The organism is Streptomyces sp. NPDC001351 (genome assembly GCF_042896045.1).
Taxonomy (GTDB): Bacteria; Actinomycetota; Actinomycetes; order Streptomycetales; family Streptomycetaceae; genus Streptomyces.
The window spans coordinates 39,606-59,994 of record NZ_JBIAWS010000003.1 but is presented as its reverse complement, the minus strand read 5'-3'; the positions used below and the strand labels follow the sequence as shown (position 1 = coordinate 59,994).

Genomic DNA, 20,389 nt, shown 5'->3' with positions numbered 1-20,389 from the left:
CTTTCCACCGGAACCGGCTCACCCGCGGAGTGTCTCCCGTGGGGCGAGGGGCAAGTCCTGTGTTGGACGGGCGTCCCCTGCGCTCCGTTCCGTGCCCCGTCGGCACCGACATCACTCCGGCAGCCCGAGAGCACCGGCGAGCATCGGCCATGACGCGGCGAACTCCGGTTTCCAGTACGCCCAGCTGTGTCCTCCTCCTGCGTAGAAGTGGGTGGTGACCGCGATGCCCAGGCGGGCGAGGGTGTCGGTGAAGCTGTGCGCGCAGGGCCACAGGGCGCTCTCCAGCGCCTCGGGCAGCCAGTCGCCGGTCCCGCCGACCACTCCGCTGCCGTTGGAGACGAACAGGGGAGTGCCGCGCAAGCCCGAGGCGCGGGCCCGCGGGTTGAAGTCGCGCCAGGTCAGAAGGTTCAGGACCGGATTGCCCCACAGGGAGGAGGGAGCCAGGTTCTCACGGGCCACGATGGCGTCGACGAGGGTGGGCACGCCGGGCGCCATGGTGTCGAGGATGCCGCTGTAGGAGGCCGCGGCGGCGAACGCGCCGGGATGGCGGGCCGCGTGCGCCATGGCGCCGTAGCCGCCGGTGGAGACCCCGGCGACCGCCCGCACCCCCGAGGCCCGGTAGTCGCGACTCAGCATCGCCGGGACCTCGGTGAGCTGGAACGTCTCGTAGTCGGGGCCGCTGAGCCAGTGGGTGGGAATGCCGGTGGGGCCGCCGTCCGGCATCGCCACGATCAGATCCCGGCCCTCGGTGAAGGCCTCGATGTCGGTCTCCCGGGTCCAGGACGTGTAGTCGTCATGGGCGCCGTGCAGCAGATACAGCACGGGATACGTCCGGCCGGGCCGGGTGTCGAAACCGGACGGCAGGATCAGCCGCACCGGGGCGCTGCGGCCCAGGGCGGCGGAGGCCACCGACACGTCGAAGGTGCGCGGCCCCAGCTGGGTCGCGGCCCGCGCGGCGCCCGCGGCGGCATCGAACAGGGCGGCCAGACCGGCGCTCGCCGCGGCCTTGGTGATGGTGCGCCGGGACACTCCGGTGACGCGGTGGGGCTGGGGCATGGCGGCTCCTCGGGATCCTGGTTCAGCGGGTCTGCTCGGCGAGCTCCCGCCGCAGCTGGGCGGCGATCTCGTCGACGTGCGGAGGGTCGAGGAGCGACAGATGGTGGCCCCCGACCCGTACGACCGACAGGCGCGGGCACACCTCGTCCCAGCCGAGCGACTCGTCGTCCCGCTCATAGGCCGCATCGCGCACGGTGTGCGGAGCGCGCTCGATGGCCCGGTAGAGGACCACACGCCCGTCGTAGCGTCCCGGCCGGTGGGCCTCGCCGATCCTCAGGTCCAGATAGGAGGAGCGCTGGTGCTCCAGGACGGCGGCGGGCACCTCGGCGGCCTCGCGCAGGGCCCGCAGCACGACGTCGATGCGCGCGCCGTCGTCGTCCATCGCCACCAGTTCGTCGTACGGCAGCTCCAGCCGGACCCCGTAGGTGTCGGCGACGTGCCGGGCGAAGCCCGTGAAGTGCGCGCGGGTCCGGTCCTCGGGTTTGTGCCCGGGCCGGAGCAGGGGCCGTACGGAGTCGATGAGCACGACCAGTTCCACCTCGCGCCCGGCGGTGGTGAGCTGCCGTGCGGTCTCCTGCGCGACGAAGCCGCCGAAGGACCAACCACCCAGCAGACAGGGCCCGTTGGGGTGGGCGGCGGTGACGGCCTCGGCGTAGCGGCTCGCCTTCTCGATCACCGTGGTGGCCTGCTCGACCCGCTCCAACCCGTACACCGGCCGGTCGTTCCCGAGCCGCTCCGCCAGAGCGCGGTAGACGTCGGTGGTGCCGCCGGCGGCGTGGACGAGGAACAGCGGCGGGCGGGAGCCGTGGGCCCGCAGGGTACGCAGCGGCGAGCCGTCCCCGGCCGGGAGCGCCTGGCGGATGTGTTCGGCGAGTTGCTCGACCGTGGGGGTGCCGAGCAGATCGCGCAGGTGCAGCTCGATGCCGAACTCGCGCTCCAGGGCGGTGCGGATACGGACGGCCATCAGGGAGTCCAGGCCGAGGTCGGTCAGGGCGGTGGCGGGGGTGACACGGCCCGGCGCGTGCCCCGTGACGGCGGCGATGTGATGGCACAGACGGGCGGGGACGGAAGTGTCCTGCCGCGCCGCCGCCTGCTCCTCCGGTACGGCGGCGGGGGTGGTCGTCGCCGCCCGCCCGTCCGTCCACCAGTGCCGGACGTGACGCCAGCGCGGCGCGGGCAGGTCGATGACGCGGCCGGGCGGCAACGGCAGGCGCAGCCCCGCCGCATACAGGGAGCCCAACTGGCCCAGGAACGCGGCACAGTCGTCGGCGTCGCGGTGCAGCGTGCCGAGGGCGAGCGCGCCCGGGGCCGTGTCGGTGACGGCCCGGGGCAGCACCGGGTGCGGGGAGATCTCCACGAAAGCGGTGTGACCGTCGGCCGCGGCAGCCGCTACGGCCCGGTCCAGACGTACCGGGCGCCGAAGGTTGGCGGCCCAGTGGCCGGCGTCGAAGGTGGAGTCGCCGCGGGGATCGTCGAGGACGGTCGAGTAGACGGGGATGCGTGGCCGTCTGCTCTCGATGCCGGCCAGGGAGTCGATCAACTCCGGTAACAGCCCGTCCACTTGGGGCGAGTGCCCGGCGCCGGCCACCCGCATGGCCCGGGCGGTCCGCCCTTCCTCCTCCAGCCGCCGCACGAGCCGCGCCACCGCAGCCTCCTCGCCGGTGACCACCTTCTGGCCGGGGGAGGAGTGGACGGCGACATGGACGCCGGGGAAGTCCTGTTGCAGGGCGTCGAGTTCACGGTCGTCGACGTCGACGACCGCCATGGCGCCGCCCCGCAGCCGACCGAGCAGCCGGGCCCGTACGGCGACGACCCGCGCCGCGTCGGGCACGTCCAAGGCACCCGCGCACACCGCGGCGGCGACCTCGCCCATGGAGTGACCGATCACGGCGGCGGGTTCCACACCGTAGGAGCGCCACAGCTCGGCGAGCGCGACCTGAAGGCCGAAGAGGACCGGCTGGGCCACCTCCAGCAACTCCAGGCCCTCGCCGGAGGCCAGATGCTCGTACAAGGACAGTCCGCACTCCGGGGCGAGCTGCGCGTCGATCTTCTCCACGGCGGAGACGAACGCGGGCTCCTCAGCGAGCAGCCGGCGTCCCATGCCGGCCCACTGGCTGCCGTACCCGGAGAACACCCACACCGGGCCGCGCCCGACAAGATCACCCTCGCCGGTCAGGACCCGTCCGTGAGGACGCCCCTGCGCCAACGCGCCCAGTGCGTCGGCGAGTTCACCGCGATCAGCGGCGACGACGGCGCTCCGCACCGGCCCACGGCCGGCCCGCCCGGCGAGCGTGCGGGCGATGTCGGCCGGTCGTGCGGCACCTGCCTCGGACGTGCGGAGCCAGTCCGCCAGCCGGGAGGCGGTGTCCCGCAGACGCTCGGAGTCGACGTCGGAGAGCAGATGAAGGCGGGCGGCCGGCTCCTCGGTGGCGGACGGTGACAGGTGGCGGGCCGCCATTCCTCCAGCACCGCATGGGCGTTGGTGCCGCCGAAACCGAACCCGGAGACCCCGGCGGTGGCCGTGCCGCCGTAGCGCGGCCACGGCTCGGGCTCGGTCACCACCCGCAGCGGTGCCTCGCCGGGCGAACTGCCCTGCGCGCAGTGCAAGGACGGCGGAAGAACGTCGTGGTGCAGCGCGAGCACCGTCTTGACCAGCCCGGCGATACCCGCGGCCGACTCCAGATGACCCAGGTTGCCCTTGACCGAGCCCAGCAGCAGCGGCTGGTCGGGGTCGCGGCCCGCACCGAGGACGGCGCCGAGCGCGCCCGCCTCGATGGGGTCGCCCAGCGGGGTGCCGGTGCCGTGCGCCTCGACGTGGTCGACTGCGGCCGGGTCGAGTCCGGCCCGTGCGTAGGAGGTCGCCAACAGGGCTTGCTGGCTTAGGGGGTTGGGCGCCAGGAGGCCGTTGGAGCGGCCGTCGGAGTTGACGGCCGTGGCGCGGATGACGGCGAGTACGCGGTCCCCGTCGCGTTCGGCGTCGGACAGCCGCTTCAACAGCACGGCCGCGCAGCCCTCGCCGCGTCCGATGCCGTCGGCCGCCGCGGAAAACGGCTTGCACCGCCCGTCCGGCGCCAGTGCTCCGGCCCGCGCGAACGCGACGCCGATGGTGGGGGAGAGCAGCACGTTGACGCCCGCGGCGATCGCCATACCGCTCTCGCCCGTGCGCAGACTGACGCACGCGTGGTGGACGGCCACCAGGGAGGAGGAGCACGCGGTGTCGACGGCCATGCTCGGCCCGCGGGTGTCCAGCACATACGCCACCCGGCCCGCGGTCACGCTCAGCGCCGCACCGGCGGGGGCCCACGGGTCGACGGCGCTCGCGTCGGCGCCCGTGAGCCGGCCGTACTCGGGGGCCGAGACACCGACGAAGACACCGGTGTCGCTGCCGGCGAGCGAGGCGGCCGGGACGGCGGCATGGTCGAGCGTCTCCTGTACGACCTCCAGGAGGATCCGCTGCTGCGGGTCCATCACCGCGGCCTCGCGCGGAGTGATCCGGAAGAAGTCGGCGTCGAAGCCCGCGATGTCGTCGAGGTAGCCGCCGTACGAGGGCGCGTCGGCGGGTGGGAAGTGGGTGAAGTCCCGCCACCGGTCCTCGGGCACGCGTCGGATCGCGTCGACGCCCTCGCTCAGCAGCCGCCAGTAGTCGCCCGGCCCGTGCACGCCCCCGGGCAACCGGCAACCGACCCCGATGACGGCGACGGACTCGCCCAAGTCGGCGTGGACAGGGGCCGGTTGGGCGGCGTCCTCCACCTCGGTGGCACACAGGCGGGCCACCAGCGCGTCACCGGTCGGCGCCTCCCACAGCAGCGTCGCCGACAGCTCCCGCCCCACAAGCCGGGACAACTCCCCGGCAAGGACCACCGCGTCCCGCGAGGCCATGGCCAGGTCGGCCAGCGGCCGGTCCATCGGGACGGCCTCGTGGGCGGATCCGCTCCAGGCGGCCACGCGTTCGGCGATGAGCCGACGTATCGCGTCTTCATCGGCGGCTCTCATCGCGCACGCTCCCCGGCGTCAATGCCGTCGAGACATCGCTGATGGCTCAGCGGCCGCGAGACCTCGTCGCTGGAGGTGTGGGGCATGATCGAGCCGGTCTTCGGAGTGGACCGGTTCCAGGCGGCCACGGGTTCCGTGACGAGTCGGCCCCTCGCGTCCTCGTCGGCTGCTCTCATCGCGCACGCTCCGCTGCGTAAGCGCTCGTCGAGATGGGGCTGATGGGTCGGCGGCTGCGAGATCGTGTCGCTGGAGGTGTGGGGCGGGTCGGTCTTCGGGGCGGAACCGGTGCACGCGGCCGACCGCTGTGTGGTGAGTCGGCGCATCGCGTCCTCGTCGGCTGGTCTCATCGCGCGCCCTGTGTCGCGTATGCACTCGTCGGGATACGGCTGATGGCTCAGCGGCCGCGAGACCTCGTTGCTGGAGGTGTGGGGCATGATCGGGTGGGTCTTCGGGGCGGACCCGTTGCAGGCGGCCACGGGTTCCGTGATGCGTCGGCCCGTCCCGGCCTCGTCAGCCGCTCTCATCGCTCACGCTCCGCCGCGTATGCGCCCTCCAGATACCGCTGACGGGTCAGCGCCCGCGACACTTTGCCGCTGGACGTGCGGGGCACCACGCCCGGCGCGACGAGGACGACCTCGGCCAGCCGCAGTCCGTGCCGGTCCGAGACGGCGGCGCGGACGGCGCGTGTGAGGGCCCGTACGTCGATCTCGGCGAGGCTCGTGGTCCGCACGTGCTCGGCCACGACGACCACCCGCTCACCCGCGCCGCCCGGCACGCCGAAGGCCGCCAGCCGGTCCCGCCGCACGGCCGGATGCGCTTCCTGGGCTGTGGCCTCCACGTCCTGCGGATAGTGGTTGCGGCCGTCGACGACGATGAGGTCCTTGAGCCGACCGGTGACGATCAACTGCCCGTCCAGCACCGTGCCCAGGTCGCCCGTGCGGAGCCAGCCGCCGGGCCCGGCGTCCGAATCGGCGCCGAAGACGAGCCGGGTCTGCCGCTCCTGGTTCCAGTAGCCGCGGCCGACGTTCGGGCCCTGCACCCAGATCTCGCCGACCTCTCCCTCGGCCATCACGGCCCCGGACGCGGGATCGACGATGCGAACCTGCTGGCCCGCCGGAGTGCCGCAGCCCGCCAGCAGTACCGCCCGCGGGTCCTCGGGCCGTGCGAGCAGCGCCTTCCCTGAGGCGAGGGCGTCACGGTCGAGCGCGAACCGGGACAGCGGCCGGCCGGGCCGGGCCGCGCTGACGAAGACCGTCGCCTCGGCCAGCCCGTACGACGGGCAGTGGACGTCGCGCGACAGCCCCTGCGCGGCGAACGCGGCGTGGAAGCGGTCGACCGTGCCCGGACGGACCGGCTCACTGCCGTTGATCAGCGCGGCGACCTGGTCCAGACGGAGATCCGCCTTCTGTACGTCGGTGACGGCGGAGGCACAGTAGTCGTACGCGAAGTTGGGCGCGGCGCTCAGCGCACGCGGATGCGCGGCGAGCAGCCGCAGCCAGCGCGTGGGCTCGTGCAGGAACGCGACCGGCTCCATCAGCACCGACAGCAGCCCGCGCACCACCGGGGCGGCGACACTCAGGACCAGGCCCATGTCGTGGTACAGCGGCAGCCAGCCCACACAGGTCACCGGATGGGCGTCCGCGCCGTAGGCGGTCAGCGCCTGACGGGCGTTGGCTACGACATTGGCATGGGTGATCTCCACGCCCGCCGGGGTGCGGGTCGAGCCGGAGGTGTACTGCAGGTAGGCGATCTCCGCGGCGCCCGGCACGACCGGCTGCCAGTCCCCGGCGTCGGCGTCGGGGATCTGGTCGGCGGCGACGATCCGCACCGGCGTGCCGTCGCACAAGTCCCGCACCGCGTCCAGGACGCGGCTCGTCGTCACGGCGACCGCCGGACGGGCGTCGGCGAACACGGCCGACAGCCGGTCGGCGTGCCCCGGCAGCCCGGGCGGATACAGCGGTACGGCGACCAGGCCGGCGGCGAGGGCCGCCAGGAAGGCGGTGACGTACTCCGTGCCCTGCGGGCACAGCAGCGCGACCCGCGCGCCCGGCTCGGCCTCCTCGGCGAGCCGGGCGGCCAGCGCCCGCACCCGCAGGTCAAGGCGCCGCCAGGTCAGGGTGCGGTGGACGCCGCGCGAGTCGGGGACGGGATGGTCGACGAAGGTGAACGCCCGGCGGTCGGGTGTGGTGTCGGCCCAGTGCCGCACATACTCCGGCAGAGTCCGGAACGCGGGCGCGAGCGGGGGGCGGCGGCTGTCCATGGGGCATGGCTCCAAACGTCGCGGGGTACGGCTTGCGGATCACAGCGGTCGCAGGGGGCAGGTGAACTGGCCTGTCAGAGCGGGATGTTGCCGTGCCGGCGCTCCGGCATCGGAGCCCTCTTGCCACGCAGCGCGCGCAGGGCACGGCAGACATGGGCGCGGGTGTCACGCGGGGCGATGACGTCGTCGACGTATCCGCGCTCGGCGGCGAGATACGGCGTCCCGTGGGTGCTCTCGTACGCGGCCACCAGACGGGCCCGCAGCGCCTCGGGGTCGGCGGCGGCAGCGAGTTCCCGCCGGTGCAGCACGCCCACCGCGCCCTCGGCGCCCATGACCGCGATGCGGGCGGTGGGCCAGGCGAGGTTGATGTCGGCGCCCAGGTGCTTGGAGCCCATGACCGCATACCCGCCGCCGTACGCCTTGCGCACCACCACGGTGACCTTCGGGACGGTCGCCTCGGCATACGCGTACAGCAGCTTCGCGCCGCGCCGGATGATCCCGGCCTGCTCCTGGCGGACCCCGGAGAGATAGCCCGGCACGTCGGCGAAGGTCAGCAGCGGCACGCCGAACGCGTCGCAGAACCGTACGAAACGTGCCGCCTTCTCGGAGGCGTCGATGTCGAGGACCCCGGCGGCATGCAGCGGCTGATTGGCCACGACTCCGACGGACCGGCCCTCGATCCGGGCCAGCGCGCAGATGATGTTGGGCGCGAACAGCTCCTGCACTTCGAGGAGTTCACCGTCGTCCACGACCGCGCGCAGGATGTCGCGCATGTCGTAGGCCTGCCCCAGTCGATCGGGCACCACCTCGTCCAGCCACGCCGCGCCGGGCACCTGCCCCGGCGCGTACCCCGGGGGCCGCTCCAGATTGTTGGCGGGCAGATACGACAGCAGATCCCGTACGGTGTCGAAGGCGTCCTGCTCGTCGGCGGCGAGGAAGTGTGCGTTGCCGTTGACCGTGTTGCTGGTGCGGGCGCCGCCCAGCTCCTCGGCGCTGGTGCGCTCGCCGGTGACCGCCTCGATGACGTCGGGCCCGGTCACGAACATGTGGGAGGCGCCGTCCACCATCACGGTGAAGTCGGTGATGGCGGGGGAGTAGGCGGCACCGCCGGCGCACGGCCCCAGGACGACCGAGATCTGCGGGATCACCCCGGACGCCCGCACATTGCGGCGCACCAGCTCGGCGTAGAGGGCGAGTGAGGCGACGCCCTCCTGGATGCGGGCGCCGCCGCCGTCGTTGAGCCCGACGACCGGGCAGCCGATCCGCAGGGCGAGATCCATCAGCGCGACGGTCTTCTCACCGAAGGCCTCCCCCATGCTGCCGCCGAAGACCGTGGAGTCCTGCGCGAACACGCACACCGCGCGGCCGTCGACCGTGCCGTGCCCGGTCACGACTCCGTCGCCGTACGGACGCGGGGCACCGCCCCCGGCGGGCCGCGCCCGTACGAACAGGCCGGTCTCGGTGAAGGACCCCGCGTCCAGCAGCCGTTCGATCCGCTCCCGGGCACCGAACTCCCCACGCCGCCTCGGCCCGCCCGAGGACACGGCCTGCACCCGACGGCCCTCCAGCTCGGTGATGCGCCCGGCGGTACGGTCGGGAATGCGCGTCGCCGTCTCCCCGGCACGGGATGTTGTCGCCTCTCGCGTCACAGCCACCTCCGAAGTGGCTTTCGAATATGGCAGCGACGCGGGGCCGGAATGGGGGAATCACTGTTCTATTTGCGGGAGATGAGTCCCGCGGGGCCGGTGTTGCTCCGAGCGTGACAACGCAGACGGCGAAACCGGGTGGCGGCACGGTATGGAGTGCGAGCCCCGGGCGCCCTCGGCGGAATCCTTCCCGACCGGATCAGGCGGACGGCGTCCAGCAGGGTCTTATGCGCGGCAACTGGCGGCTCGGCCACCTGCCGGTACTCGGCGCCCTTGGTCAGCACGCGGAGCCCGCCCGGCGGCAGCTGCCCCTCGGCGTCACGATCGCCCCGCATGCGCCCAGCCATCACACAGCGCACCCTGGTGCTATGGCAGACGCACCCCCCATCGTGATCTATCCGCCCGCCGAGGACGGCGGCCGGAGGGTTCGTGTGGGCGATCATTTCCGCGGTATGGCATACGGCCTGCTCGACATCGTCGAGTTCCTGCGGCTCGCGGGTCTGGAGGACGCCGAAGAGGCGTGGGTGCGGGAATCCGGGCTGGTCGAGTGGCGGGGCGGCGGCCCGGACGCATGGCAGCACTGAGCGCCGCATGGCCGCACGATGCGGCGATGCGCTTCGCGCCGGTCACCTGTTTGAGCGCCGGCTTCGAGCCCGTGCGGAAGGATGTCCGCGCATTCTCCCGCATCGCATCGCATCGGCTTGGCCAGGCGTCCGCCCCGATCGAGTGCGCGCCGATCGGCGGGCTCCTCGGCCACGGTCCTCAGACGACGTCGAATTCGTTGCCCTCGGGGTCCTGCATGGCGGCGGCGTAGAACCCCATGTCCGGCTCATCCTTGATCTGCAGCACAGTGGCACCAGCTTTGAGCAGCCGTTCCACCGTAGCCTTGACCCGCTGTGTGCGGACGTCCAGTGGGACATCACGGCCACCGCCGACCTTCAGGTCGAAGTGCCACCGGTTCTTGGCGACCTTCGACTCCGGAACCTGCTGGAACCACACCCTCGGCCCATGTCCCGCGGGATCGACGATCGATTCCGGAATGTCCCCGGCGCCGGGCGGCAACTCCGCCTCGGGCACCCCCATCGCCGCCCAGTGAGCACGCCACGTGGCGTGCCCGCCCGGTGGAGGCTCAGGCATATAGCCGAGGGCCTCGGCCCAGAAAGTCACCATTCTCTGCGGATCGGAGCAGTCGATCGTCAGTTGCACTGTCATCTCCATGCTCCGAGCATCCCAGGCGGGTCTGACAGTCGATCCACTTCGCAACAGCGCTACATGCCGATGGGTTTCACCTGCTCGCTGAAGCGCAGCCTGTGACCGTGCAGGTTCGCCGGGTTCGGCCTTGTCCTAGGATCCTCCGGCTATGGGGGGATCTTTTCGTGACCGATGGCGCCTGACTCGTGCCGTTGCTGTGACCTTGTCCGCACTGGCCGTGATCGTGTTGCTCGGCGTCGTGCTCCTTGTTCTTCCGGGGCTGGTAGTCGACCACGACCTCGCAGGTGGCCACCTCGCTGCGGCGGACCGGTTGAACGCGGTGAACAACGTGCGCACCACGCTTCTGCAGGCGGTCGGTGGTGCGGTCGTCCTGTTCGGTGCCTATGCCACATGGCGGCAGCTGCGCGTCAGTCAGGACGGGCTGAACGCAACCCGAGAGGGGAACATCACCGACCGCTTCAGCCGGGCCGTGGACCAGCTCGGCAGTGACAAGCTGGACGTGCGGATCGGAGGCATCCACGCACTGTGGCGGATCGCGGATCACTCCGACCGCGACCGCGAGGCGGTCGTCTCCATCATGGCGGCGTATCTGCGGACACACCTTCCCTGGCCGCCGCAGGAAGGTGCAGTTCCGGCGGCGGACGTGTCCATCAACGCGGTGCCCCCGCTGGAGACCCGCGCCGCCGACGCTCAGACGGCACTGACCTGTCTCGGGGTCCTGTACCAGGAACGCCGTCCGGAGTGGCTCAACGTCAGCTTGACCGACCTGCGCCGAGCCGACTGTGACGGATTGTGGTTGCACGGAGTCAACCTCGACGGCGCATGCCTGGAAGCTGCGAGCGTCTACCAGGTCAATCTGAGCAAGGCGTCGCTGATCGCCGCCAACCTGCGGCATGCCGAACTCGGCACTTCGATCCTCCGCCAGGTCCGCTGTCTGCAAGCCGATCTGCGCGGCGCACGCCTCGTCAAAGCCGACTTGAGGTCGGCGGACTTCTCCGGTGCGGACCTGCGGGAGGCGATCCTGCGCAAGGCCCGTGCCCAGCGTGCCGTGTTCGCCGGCGCGGACCTGCGGCTGGCCGACCTCCGGGGCTGCGACCTCACCGACACCGACCTGCGAGAGGCGAGGCTGGAAGGCGCGCTGGCGAGCGACCTCACGGCCTGGCCGACCGGCTTCGACGCTCAGACAGCCGGCGTCGTCGTCACCGCGGACCCTGGCATCGAGCCGGACCATCTGCTTCCGGCTGCCGCGCTCACGAGGCAAGTCCCGCTGCTGCAGTCGGAGCCGATGCGTGGCGGGTCAGCGTCGGCGCATTGAGCAATCGGTCAGCGCAGTCGCCGGGCCCGCCGGAACCGGTGTTTCCCCTTTGCTCAGCAGACCCCGTGCTCGTCCGGCCGCCACAACCAGCGGAGGGCGTCGGGGAGCAGGACGCCTCCGTGGTTGGGGCTGTGGCCGCCGTCGCCCAGGACGAGGCGGAAGTCGTAGCCGGCTTCTGCGAGCGCGGCGGCGACGCGCAGGTTGTTGGCGAGCCAGTTCGCCTCGGGCTCGTTCCAGCGCAGGTCACGATGGCCTGCCTGCATGAAGATCCGCAGCGGTTTGCGAGGCACGCGGGGGATGAGTTCGGGGTACGGATTGCCGCCCGGCATCTGTGTGAAGCTGGACAAGTACCCGATCACCCGGCGGAATGTGTCCGGGCGCAGCCAGGCCGCGGTAAAGGCGCAGTTGCCGCCGCTGCTGCCACCGCAGATGCCCCACCGGTCGGGGGCCTCGGCGATCGCGCAGCGCTTGGTGACCTCTGGGATGATCTCGGCAAGGAGGAAACGGACGTACCGGTCGTCGAATGCGTCGTACTCGGTGTTGCGGTTTTTCGGGTGCTCGGTGCCGGGGAACACTCCCGGGTCGACGAACACGCCGACCATGACCGGGATGTCGCCGCGCTGGACGAGGTTGTCCAGGACGATCGCGCCACGGACTTCCCCTTCGGGGTCCAGATACCACCATCCGTCCTGGAACACCATCAGTGAGGCGGGCTCTGCGGGGTCGTACCGGGCGGGCACATGGACCCAGAACTTCCGGGACGTGCCCGGGTAGATCGCGCTGTCGTTCCAGTCGAACTCGGTCGTCTCACCGACCGGCACACCGGGCCGGACTTCCGAGTCGGGGCCGTGAGCGTAGCGGACGTCCGACTGGTCGACCGGAAGCGGCTGGTAGGGCACCTCGAACGTCACGCAGGCCAACCTAGGAGGGATCGCGACCCCTCTCAAAGGGATTACCGCCCACGTCCTACGGCTTGACTTCACACGCGTAGCGGCGGCGCAGTGCGCGCAGCTGGGCCGCGACACGAAGATGGGTGTGGTGGAAGCGGTGGTCGGCGGCGGCCACCCGTACGTCCTCGAAGCGGACGATCTCCTCCCACTCCAGCCGGTGCCACCGCAGGACCGTGCGGAACCTCAGGCCTGTCGGCCCTGCCTCCACACGGCGGCCGAGCACCGCGAAAGCGCCGAGAACGCTCGCCACACCGAGGGTTCCGGAGAGGATCCTCCACTGGTCGGCGTACGCGACACCGAGTCCGGCCACGACCCCGCGATCGCCGTCAGTGCGCACGACGCGATCGCCACGCGTGCCGGCTTTCCTCCGGCTCACAGGGACAGCTCATCCTCATGAGTCACCTCGATGATCCTGCCATCTCGCCCACCGCCGCATCCAGTTGACGGCTTCGTCGGCGAAGCCCCCATGCCGATCAGCGGGTGGGGAAGGAAGCCACGACCGGCTCGGTGAACCATGTGTCCGGCGACACATAACCTTCGGCATCAGGTGCACTGACGGGTTACTGTTCCCGCGGCCACCGCGCGCAGCCAAGGAGCGACCTGGTGGGCTTCATGGGTCAGCAGAGACGGGTCGGCAAAGGACGGGCGGAGATCGACACTGCTCGCATGGTCGCTCAACAGCACTACGACAGGATGTCATGGGCCCTCCCCGGGGAGCGGATCTCCACCGCACAGGGACGCCTGAACCTGCTGGTCAACAATGGCCGCCGACGTCCGGCCGGCGCCGGATCGAGTCAGCAGCCGCCCGGCGGAAAGATTCGGCGCACCGGCCCTGTCCTTTTGGCGTCGCCTTGTTCGTCGTGAGGATGAAGTGACATCACCAGCGAGGAGGAAGCCATGAAGTATGTGCTGCTGCTGACCCGGGGCGCATGGCAGGAGGAAGGCTCCGAACAGGAGCGCGGCGAGGTGTACGGCGGCATCATGGAGTGGTTCACCAAGCACCGGGCCGACGGCACGATCGTGGAGGCGCAGCAGCTGCGCGAGCCGGACACCGCGACCACCGTGGTGCTGGAGAAGGGACACTCCACACTGATCGACCGTCCGCTGCTGGAGGCCAAGGAGGCGATCGGCGGCTACGCGGTCGTCGAGGTGCCCGATCTGGACGCCGCGCTGGAGCTGGCCGCGAGCTTCCCGATGCCCGACGGGAAGGTGGAGGTGCGTCCTGTCGTCGAGCGCTGACCCGGGCGGAGCTGCCACGCGGTCGCTGCTGGAGCGGGTCTTCCGCGAGGAGGCGGGCCGGCTGACCGCCAGCCTGGTCCGTCTCCTGGGCGACTTCGACCTCGCGGAGGAGATGGTCGCCGACGCGGTGGTCGAGGCCCTTGAGCGCTGGCCGAGCGCCGGACCGCCCAGGAGGCCCGGCGCCTGGCTGCTGACCTGCGCCCGCAACAAGGCGCTGGACCGCATCCGCCGCGAGGGCCGCTACCGCGACAAGCTGGAACAGATCGCCGCGCTGCCGGCCACGGCCGAACGGGAACCCGACGACCGCCTGCGGCTGATCTTCACCTGCTGCCACCCGGCCCTCGATGCCGACGCCCAGGTGGCACTCACCCTGCGCGCGGTCGCCGGGCTGACCACGGCCGAGATCGCCCGGGCCTTCCTGCTGCCCGAGGCCACCCTCGCCAAGCGCCTGACCCGCGCCAAACAGAAGATCGCCAAGGCCGGCATCCCCTACCGCAGCCCGGAGCCCGCGGAGCGCGCCGCCCGGCTGGAGCAGGTACTGCGCGTGGTCTACCTCGTCTTCAACGAGGGCTGCCTGACCACCGGGGGAGGCGTGGGCGTACGACGGGAACTGGTCGACGACGCCGAATGGCTCGCCGGGCTGCTCGTCCAGTGCCTGCCCCAGGAGCCGGAACCGCTCGGGCTGCTCGCCCTCATCCGCCTGCACGCCGCCCGGTGGCCCGCCCGCCTCGACCGTCACGGCCAGCTGGTGCCGCTCGCCGAGCAGGACCGCTCCCTGTGGAACACGGCCCGTATCCACAGTGCCGTCACCCTGATCGAACGGGCCGCCGCGCTGCGCCGCCCCGGTCCCTATCAGATCGAGGCCGCCATCGCCGCGGTCCACTGTGAAGCCCCCAGCTGGCAGGCGACCGACTGGTCCCAACTGCTCACGCTCTACGACATGCTGCTGGCCGTCGACCCGTCGCCCGTCGTGCGCCTGAACCGGGCCGTCATCGTCCGCCACACTCACGGACCGGCGAGCGCCCTCGCCCTGGTCGACGAACTCACCGAACCGCTGGGCCGCTACCACCTCTTCCACGCCACCCGGGCCGCCCTGCTGCGCGACCTCGGCCGCACCGACCAGGCCCATCAGGCCGATGAGCAGGCCCTGAAGCTCACCGCCAATCCGGCCGAACGCTCCCTGCTCTACACACGGTTGCACCCCATGCACGACATCCACTGAATGCGGAACTTCGGGTCAGAACCAGTGCAGGCAGTGCGGGGCGCGCTCGGCGCGGAAAAGGGCGTCGGCGAGGGCGGCCGCCCCCGGGCGGTGGGCCCGGATGTGCCCGGCACGCACGAGCGTGCTCGGGGCCGTACCGCCGAGGTAGATCGAACCGAGGTCGCTCACGTCCAGGGACAGGTCGGGCTCACGGTCGGTGGGTACGCATTCGGCCTTGCTGTCCCGCACGGTCAGCAGGTAGCGGTCGTGTTCGCCCAGGAACGGGTCGTCGACGTCGAGGACGAGCTCGCCGTCCATGAACCAGCCGCGCGCGGTCAGAGCACGCGGGACGTCCAGCAGCCGCACCCAGAGCCAGTCCGTGTCATCACTGACCTTGCCGGCGCGGAAGTCCGCGAGCTGCCAGCGCAGCGGACTGTCGGGCGGGATGTGCTTGAAGACCACCTGACGGACCAGGTCGTGTCCGAGCACGAACCGGGCCAGGGCCGTGGAGACGGCGTCGTCGGTGGCGATGGTCTCGTCGACCGTCAAGGCGTCGCCTTCGCCGATCGCATAGCTGGCGTACCCGTCCGGGACACCGTCGGCGTCACGGTGGACGGCCACATGGCGCGACGCCGGAGCGATGGGGGGCTGCCCCGCGCCCGAGCTCCACCAGCGGTGCGGCCTGGACAGCGCACCGGGCTGTGCGCGGCGGTAGCGGTCGTAGACCTCTTCCAGGATCTCGCCGCACTCGGCACGTCGCAGCAGCTCGACCGAGCCTGTGTCCCCAGCGGTCGCCGGGGCGCCGGCCGCTGTGTGCGCCCGGGGGAGGGCGAGGGCGGCCTGGTGGCGCGGCACCGTCAGCCGCTGCGTGTAGGTCGCCGGCCCGTAGCCGAACCTGCGGTAGATCACGGCCTCGGAGGCCAGCAGTACGGAGAGGAACTCCCCTCGGGCCCGCACTTCGCTGAGCTGATGCCGCATCATCGAGGTGAGCACGCCCTGGCGTCGGTGCGAGGGCAGGACACCGACGGCGGTCACCCCGGTGGCCGGGACGAGGATCTCACCGGGCAGCGTGAGCTCGAAGGAGTACGCACCGGCGGTGCCGACAGGCCGCCCGTCCGCCGTCACGGCAAGCAGGTTCCGGTCCATTTCCAGCGCCGCCCACCACACCCCGCCGCCGCCCTCGGCGGGAGTTTCCGGGAAGCGCCCGAACGCGGCATGCATGGTGTCGACGAAGACGTCGATGTCCTGGTCGGTCGTGGAACGGATCTCCATTGCTGCCGCTGCCTCCCCGGGATACCGGCACCACGACCTGCGGCGCCCCGCCACAGTGCAGCGTCGAGGCGTGTCCAGGTCAAACGAATTACGGCCCTGGATGTGGACCCGACCGCTGTCCGGTTTGCTGCCGGGCCGGACGGGAACTCCGGAGCGGGGACGATGCAGTCGACGGAGGAGTACCCATGTCCTCGCGCCGCGACGACCCGCACGGACGGGCCCTGCTCACCGACGCGCTGCGGAACAAGGGGGTCGCCTTCACACGGGAGGAACGGGAGCGGCACGGCCTGGTGGGGGCGCTCCCACCGGGGGTGCTCTCCCTCGAACAGCAGGCCCGCCGGGCCTGGGAGCAGGTGCAGGCCCAGCCGGACGACCTGGCCAAGAACGTCTGCCTCGAGCAGCTGCACGATCGCAACGAGGTGCTCTACCACCGCCTGCTCACCGAGAACCTGACGGCACTGCTGCCCATCGTCTACGACCCCACGGTGGGGCAGGCGATCAAGCGGTACAGCCACGAGTACCGGCGTCCTCGCGGGGTGTATCTGTCCATCGACCACCCGCAGGACGTACGGCCCGCGTTCGAGGCGCTCGGCCTCGGTCCGGACGATGTGGACCTGGTGGTGGCCACCGACGCCGAGCAGATCCTCGGCATCGGCGACTGGGGTGTGGGCGGCATGCAGATCTCGGTCGGCAAACTGGCCGTCTACACGGCCGCCGCCGGCCTCCACCCGGGCCGGGCGGTCCCCGTCATGCTCGACGTCGGCACCGACAACCAGGCGCTGCTCAACGACCCGCTGTACGTGGGCAACCGACACTCCCGCGCGCGCGGGAAGGACTACGACGCGTTCGTTGCCGCGTACGTGGAGACCGTACGGGACCTGTTCCCGCACGCGCTGCTGCACTGGGAGGACTTCGGCCCCGGCAACGGCCGCAGGCTGCTGGAGACGTACGGGGAGAAGTTCTGCACGTTCAACGACGACATGCAGGGCACCGGCGCCATCACCCTGGCCTGTGTGCTGAACGCGGCGCGCGTGTCCGGGACGCCGATGCGTGAGCAGCGGGTGGTCGTCTTCGGCGCGGGCACCGCAGGGGTGGGCATCGCCGACCAACTGCGCGACGCCATGGTCCGCGACGGCCTGGACGGCGAGGAGGCGGTGGCCCGCATCTGGTGCGTGGACCGGCAGGGGCTGCTGCTGCGGTCGACCGATGGGCTGCGCGACTACCAGCGGCTCTACGCCCGCCCCGACGAGGAATGGTCCGGCGGCCGCGAGCGGCCGATCGGACTGAAGGAGGTCGTGGACCGGGTCCCCCCGACCGTGCTGGTCGGCACCTCGACCGTGCACGGGGCCTTCAGCGAGGACATCGTCGGGTCCATGGCCGCGCATGTGGAACGACCGGTGGTGCTGCCCCTGTCCAACCCCACTGACAGGATCGAGGCGTTGCCACAGGATGTCCTGAGGTGGACCGACGGCAAAGCCCTCGTCGCGGCCGGCGTCCCGGTTGCTCCGGTGGAGCTGGACGGCACCACATACGTCATCGGCCAGGCCAACAACGCCCTGGTCTACCCGGGCCTCGGCCTCGGGGCCGTCGTGGCGCGGGCCTCCCGGATCACGGACGGCATGCTCCAGGCGGCCGCCGAGGCGGTGGCGGTCCTGGCCGACCTGTCCGGTCCGGGGGCCCCGCTGCTGCCGCAGGTGGAGAACCTGCGGGCCTCGTCGGCGACGGTGGCGGTGTCGGTCGCCCGCCGCGCCGCCGAGGAGGGGGTGGCGCGCGCCCCGCTCGACGATGTCGTCCAGCAGGTTCAGGACGCCATGTGGCAGCCGGAGTACGCATGACGGAGCCGCGGGTGACGGTGTTCTGTTCGCGATCCTCGGAGCGGTCGGCAGGATGCCGCCGGTGACCGGACGCACTGCACGGTCTTCGCAGCCCGTGCACGCGTCACGGTCACCGGCGTGCTGTGGCGCCGGAAAGGCGCGGCCCGCCTATGCGGCCTGGGTGAGTTCTGCGCGGCCGAACAGCAGCGCGTAGCCGGAGGGGAGCTGGCGCAGGATGCGGGTGACGAGGTCGGAGCCGGCGTAGGCGGCGACGGCGGAGAAGACGGATCCGGTGTCCCAGCGGGTGGTGGCGAGGGAAGCGCCGCTGCGGGCGGCGAGGTCCTTCACGAAGGCCCAGCCGGTCAGCGGCTGGGTGTCGGGGATCTGGGCGGTGAGGATGCGTGCGGCTTCGAGGGGGAGGCGGGCGGCGAGGTCGACGCGTTCGTCGCCCGTCAGCTGGCGTCCCAGCCCGGCGAGGACGAGGCGGACGGCCTGCTCGGCCTTCTCGCGGGTGGGGTAGGCGCCGTCGTAGCGGACCTTTTCCAGCATTTGTTCGTACGCCCTTCCATAGGGCTGCTGGAGCGGTGCGCTGTGGTCGGACATCACTGCGGTGGTTGCCTTTCTGTCACCGGGGTCGTGGCGACCGGTGCGCGGTCACCGGTGGATGGGTGGTCAGGTGGGCTGAAAGCGGCCGAAGAGCAGGTCGTAGCCCGTGGGGAGCTGGAGCAGGATCTCCTTGAGGAGGTCGTCGCCGGCGGCGTCGGCGGCCGTGGACAGGACGGCGCTGACGTCCCAGGCGGCGGTCTGCTCGGTCGCGCCGTCGATCCAGGCCGCGGTCGCGCGCACGAACCGCTCCGGGGACAGCGGTTCGGCGCTCTGCAGCGGGTTGAGCAGGATCAGGGCGAAGTCCTCCGGCAGACGCGCCGCCAGCCGGGCACGTACCTCGCCGACCAGGTGTGCGCCCAGCAGGGCGAGCACCACGCGGGCCGCGCGGTCGGCTTCCTGCGGGGTGGCGTACTCACCGCGTTCCTTCACATGGTTGAGGAACGCCTCGCGTCGCACAGTCACGTCAGCCGCCACCCTTCCTCGGTCCACGGGGAACGGAGGACAGGTCCCGGGGGGAGATCAGGTACCTGTCCTCCGCCGTTGCTCCGTCTTCGGCTGTCCGGCTCAGCCGGAGATCTCCTTGCGGTCGGATCCGACGCCGATGGTGATCTTGCGCGGCTTGGCGCGCTCGGCGATCGGGATGCGCAGGGTGAGCACGCCTGTCTCGTAGTCGGCCTTGATGTGCTCGGTGTCCAGGGTGTCGGCCAGCACGAGCTGGCGCGAGAAGACGCCGAGCGGCCGCTCCGACAGCTCCATCTGTACGTCGTCGGCCTTCGTCACGGGCCGGCGCTCGGCCTTGACGGTCAGCATGTTCCGTTCGACGTCGATGTCGATCGCGTCCGGGCTGACGCCGGGGAGGTCGAAGGCCACCACGTACTCGTCACCCTCGCGGTAGGCGTCCATCGGCATCGGGGACGGCCGGGACCACGTGCCCGGGCCCATCAGCTGCTGCGCCAGCCGGTCCAGCTCACGGAAGGGGTCAGTGCGCATCAACATCGAAAACACCTCCAGGAAGGTTCGGGCAGTTGCTGCCAATGCGCCTCACTGAAAACGTTGTACCATGTCATCCAATGGATGACAAGCGAGGCGTCGTCCAAAGGATGACAGACTGAGGAGGTGCTCATGACCCCGGCTGACCAGCCGACATCGTCCAGCATCGGCGCACCAGGGCCGACGTCGTTCCTCGCCGCCGCGGCGGCTCTGCACGCCATAGACGACGCCCTGCAGGCCGCCCGGCACGAGGACCGCGACACCGCTGACACCCAGGACGTCGCCCCGGAGAAGGCCCTGGCCTCCCTTCTGCTGCTGCGGCAGGTGCGCGAGCAGCTCGCCGAATGGGAAACCGGCCTGATCGAAACCGCCCGCCAGGCGGGTGCCAGCTGGGCCGACCTCGCCCACCCCCTCGGCGTCTCCAGCCGCCAGGCCGCCGAACGCCGCTACCTGCGAGGCCGGCCGGGCCCTGCGGGAACCACCGGCGAACAACGCGTCCAGGCCACCCGCGAACGCCGCGCCGCCGAACGCACCACCGCCGCCTGGGCCCGCCGCAACGCAGCCGACCTGCGCCGCATCGCCGGCCAGATCAGCGCCCTCACCGACCTGCCCACCGCGGCCCGCAACCCGCTCAGCGAGCTTCACGCGGCCCTCGCCCACGACGACCCCGCCGTCCTCATCCACCCCCTCAACGCCACCCGCCCCCACCTCACCCCGGGCCACCCCGAACTCGCCGCCCAGCTCGATGCCTTGACGAACTCCGCCACGAACCCGGCGGTCCCTTGGCGTTCGAAGCAGTAGCCGGCGACGAAGGGGCGGCCGTCGGCTCGGCCGC

18 protein-coding genes and 1 pseudogene are annotated in these 20,389 nt (G+C 71.6%); 6 read left to right on the top strand and 13 right to left on the bottom strand.

What is annotated here, in order from left to right; genetic code table 11:
- Positions 1 to 111: 111 nt before the first annotated feature.
- From ACFY1U_RS10620 to ACFY1U_RS10595, 6 genes and pseudogenes are all read right to left on the bottom strand, one after another.
- Positions 112 to 1,056, bottom strand: a complete 945-nt coding sequence (locus tag ACFY1U_RS10620; RefSeq protein ID WP_390693737.1) for an alpha/beta hydrolase — start codon at positions 1,054 to 1,056, stop codon at positions 112 to 114.
- 22 nt (positions 1,057 to 1,078) lie between these two features.
- Complete coding sequence (locus ACFY1U_RS10615) at positions 1,079 to 3,514, bottom strand: acyltransferase domain-containing protein (protein ID WP_390693736.1); 2,436 nt, start codon at positions 3,512 to 3,514, stop codon at positions 1,079 to 1,081.
- Positions 3,508 to 4,935: pseudogene (locus ACFY1U_RS10610) on the bottom strand (beta-ketoacyl synthase N-terminal-like domain-containing protein); the annotation flags it as partial. The pseudogene ACFY1U_RS10610 and the gene ACFY1U_RS10615, both read right to left, overlap by 7 nt.
- Positions 4,936 to 5,045: 110 nt before the next feature.
- The gene (locus ACFY1U_RS10605; RefSeq protein WP_390693735.1) at positions 5,046 to 5,573 is read right to left on the bottom strand and encodes a hypothetical protein; all 528 of its coding nucleotides are present in this window, start codon (positions 5,571 to 5,573) and stop codon (positions 5,046 to 5,048) included.
- On the bottom strand, positions 5,570 to 7,309 hold the full coding sequence (locus ACFY1U_RS10600) for a fatty acyl-AMP ligase (protein ID WP_390693734.1): 1,740 nt from the start codon (positions 7,307 to 7,309) through the stop codon (positions 5,570 to 5,572). Before ACFY1U_RS10600 ends, ACFY1U_RS10605 begins: the two co-directional genes overlap by 4 nt.
- Positions 7,310 to 7,383: 74 nt before the next feature.
- Positions 7,384 to 8,958, bottom strand: coding sequence for an acyl-CoA carboxylase subunit beta (locus ACFY1U_RS10595; protein ID WP_390694500.1), 1,575 nt, complete (start codon positions 8,956 to 8,958; stop codon positions 7,384 to 7,386).
- Between the two features lie 365 nt (positions 8,959 to 9,323).
- Here ACFY1U_RS10595 and ACFY1U_RS10590 point away from each other — a divergent pair, with 365 nt between their 5' ends.
- Entirely contained in the window at positions 9,324 to 9,539 is a 216-nt protein-coding gene (locus ACFY1U_RS10590) for a hypothetical protein (RefSeq protein WP_390693733.1), read from the top strand.
- A 178-nt stretch (positions 9,540 to 9,717) separates the two neighbouring features.
- Here the strand turns inward: ACFY1U_RS10590 and ACFY1U_RS10585 are convergent, their stop codons facing one another.
- Positions 9,718 to 10,173, bottom strand: a complete 456-nt coding sequence (locus ACFY1U_RS10585) for a VOC family protein (RefSeq protein ID WP_390693732.1) — start codon at positions 10,171 to 10,173, stop codon at positions 9,718 to 9,720.
- Between the two features lie 190 nt (positions 10,174 to 10,363).
- Here ACFY1U_RS10585 and ACFY1U_RS10580 point away from each other — a divergent pair, with 190 nt between their 5' ends.
- Positions 10,364 to 11,482, top strand: a complete 1,119-nt coding sequence (locus ACFY1U_RS10580) for a pentapeptide repeat-containing protein (protein ID WP_390693731.1) — start codon at positions 10,364 to 10,366, stop codon at positions 11,480 to 11,482.
- Between the two features lie 53 nt (positions 11,483 to 11,535).
- On the opposite strand, the gene ACFY1U_RS10575 is transcribed toward ACFY1U_RS10580, so the two are convergent.
- Both ACFY1U_RS10575 and ACFY1U_RS10570 read right to left on the bottom strand, forming a co-directional pair.
- Positions 11,536 to 12,393 (bottom strand): alpha/beta hydrolase, encoded by an 858-nt coding sequence (locus ACFY1U_RS10575; RefSeq protein WP_390693730.1) that lies wholly within the window; start codon positions 12,391 to 12,393, stop codon positions 11,536 to 11,538.
- A gap of 55 nt (positions 12,394 to 12,448) precedes the next feature.
- The gene (locus ACFY1U_RS10570; protein WP_390693729.1) at positions 12,449 to 12,769 is read right to left on the bottom strand and encodes a hypothetical protein; all 321 of its coding nucleotides are present in this window, start codon (positions 12,767 to 12,769) and stop codon (positions 12,449 to 12,451) included.
- Positions 12,770 to 13,329: 560 nt separating this feature from the next.
- Here ACFY1U_RS10570 and ACFY1U_RS10565 point away from each other — a divergent pair.
- Both ACFY1U_RS10565 and ACFY1U_RS10560 read left to right on the top strand, forming a co-directional pair.
- Positions 13,330 to 13,671, top strand: coding sequence for a YciI family protein (locus tag ACFY1U_RS10565; protein WP_390693728.1), 342 nt, complete (start codon positions 13,330 to 13,332; stop codon positions 13,669 to 13,671).
- Positions 13,655 to 14,893, top strand: a complete 1,239-nt coding sequence (locus tag ACFY1U_RS10560; protein ID WP_390694499.1) for an RNA polymerase sigma factor — start codon at positions 13,655 to 13,657, stop codon at positions 14,891 to 14,893. Before ACFY1U_RS10565 ends, ACFY1U_RS10560 begins: the two co-directional genes overlap by 17 nt.
- 15 nt (positions 14,894 to 14,908) lie before the next feature.
- On the opposite strand, the gene ACFY1U_RS10555 is transcribed toward ACFY1U_RS10560, so the two are convergent.
- Positions 14,909 to 16,144 carry a GNAT family N-acetyltransferase gene (locus ACFY1U_RS10555; protein WP_390693727.1) on the bottom strand — a complete coding sequence of 412 codons (1,236 nt, stop codon included), beginning with the start codon at positions 16,142 to 16,144 and terminating at the stop codon, positions 14,909 to 14,911.
- 185 nt (positions 16,145 to 16,329) lie between these two features.
- Between ACFY1U_RS10555 and ACFY1U_RS10550 the strand changes: the two genes are divergently transcribed.
- A complete protein-coding gene (locus tag ACFY1U_RS10550; RefSeq protein ID WP_390693726.1) occupies positions 16,330 to 17,979 on the top strand; it encodes an NAD-dependent malic enzyme in 1,650 nt (549 codons plus the stop codon).
- Between the two features lie 147 nt (positions 17,980 to 18,126).
- On the opposite strand, the gene ACFY1U_RS10545 is transcribed toward ACFY1U_RS10550, so the two are convergent.
- From ACFY1U_RS10545 to ACFY1U_RS10535, 3 genes are all read right to left on the bottom strand, one after another.
- Positions 18,127 to 18,561 (bottom strand): DUF2267 domain-containing protein, encoded by a 435-nt coding sequence (locus tag ACFY1U_RS10545; protein WP_390693725.1) that lies wholly within the window; start codon positions 18,559 to 18,561, stop codon positions 18,127 to 18,129.
- Positions 18,562 to 18,630: 69 nt separating this feature from the next.
- Positions 18,631 to 19,026, bottom strand: coding sequence for a DUF2267 domain-containing protein (locus ACFY1U_RS10540; RefSeq protein WP_390693724.1), 396 nt, complete (start codon positions 19,024 to 19,026; stop codon positions 18,631 to 18,633).
- A 102-nt stretch (positions 19,027 to 19,128) separates the two neighbouring features.
- The gene (locus ACFY1U_RS10535; RefSeq protein WP_365842170.1) at positions 19,129 to 19,560 is read right to left on the bottom strand and encodes an Hsp20/alpha crystallin family protein; all 432 of its coding nucleotides are present in this window, start codon (positions 19,558 to 19,560) and stop codon (positions 19,129 to 19,131) included.
- A 126-nt stretch (positions 19,561 to 19,686) separates the two neighbouring features.
- Between ACFY1U_RS10535 and ACFY1U_RS10530 the strand changes: the two genes are divergently transcribed.
- Positions 19,687 to 20,355, top strand: coding sequence for a type III effector protein (locus ACFY1U_RS10530; protein ID WP_390693723.1), 669 nt, complete (start codon positions 19,687 to 19,689; stop codon positions 20,353 to 20,355).
- Positions 20,356 to 20,389: the final 34 nt, after the last annotated feature.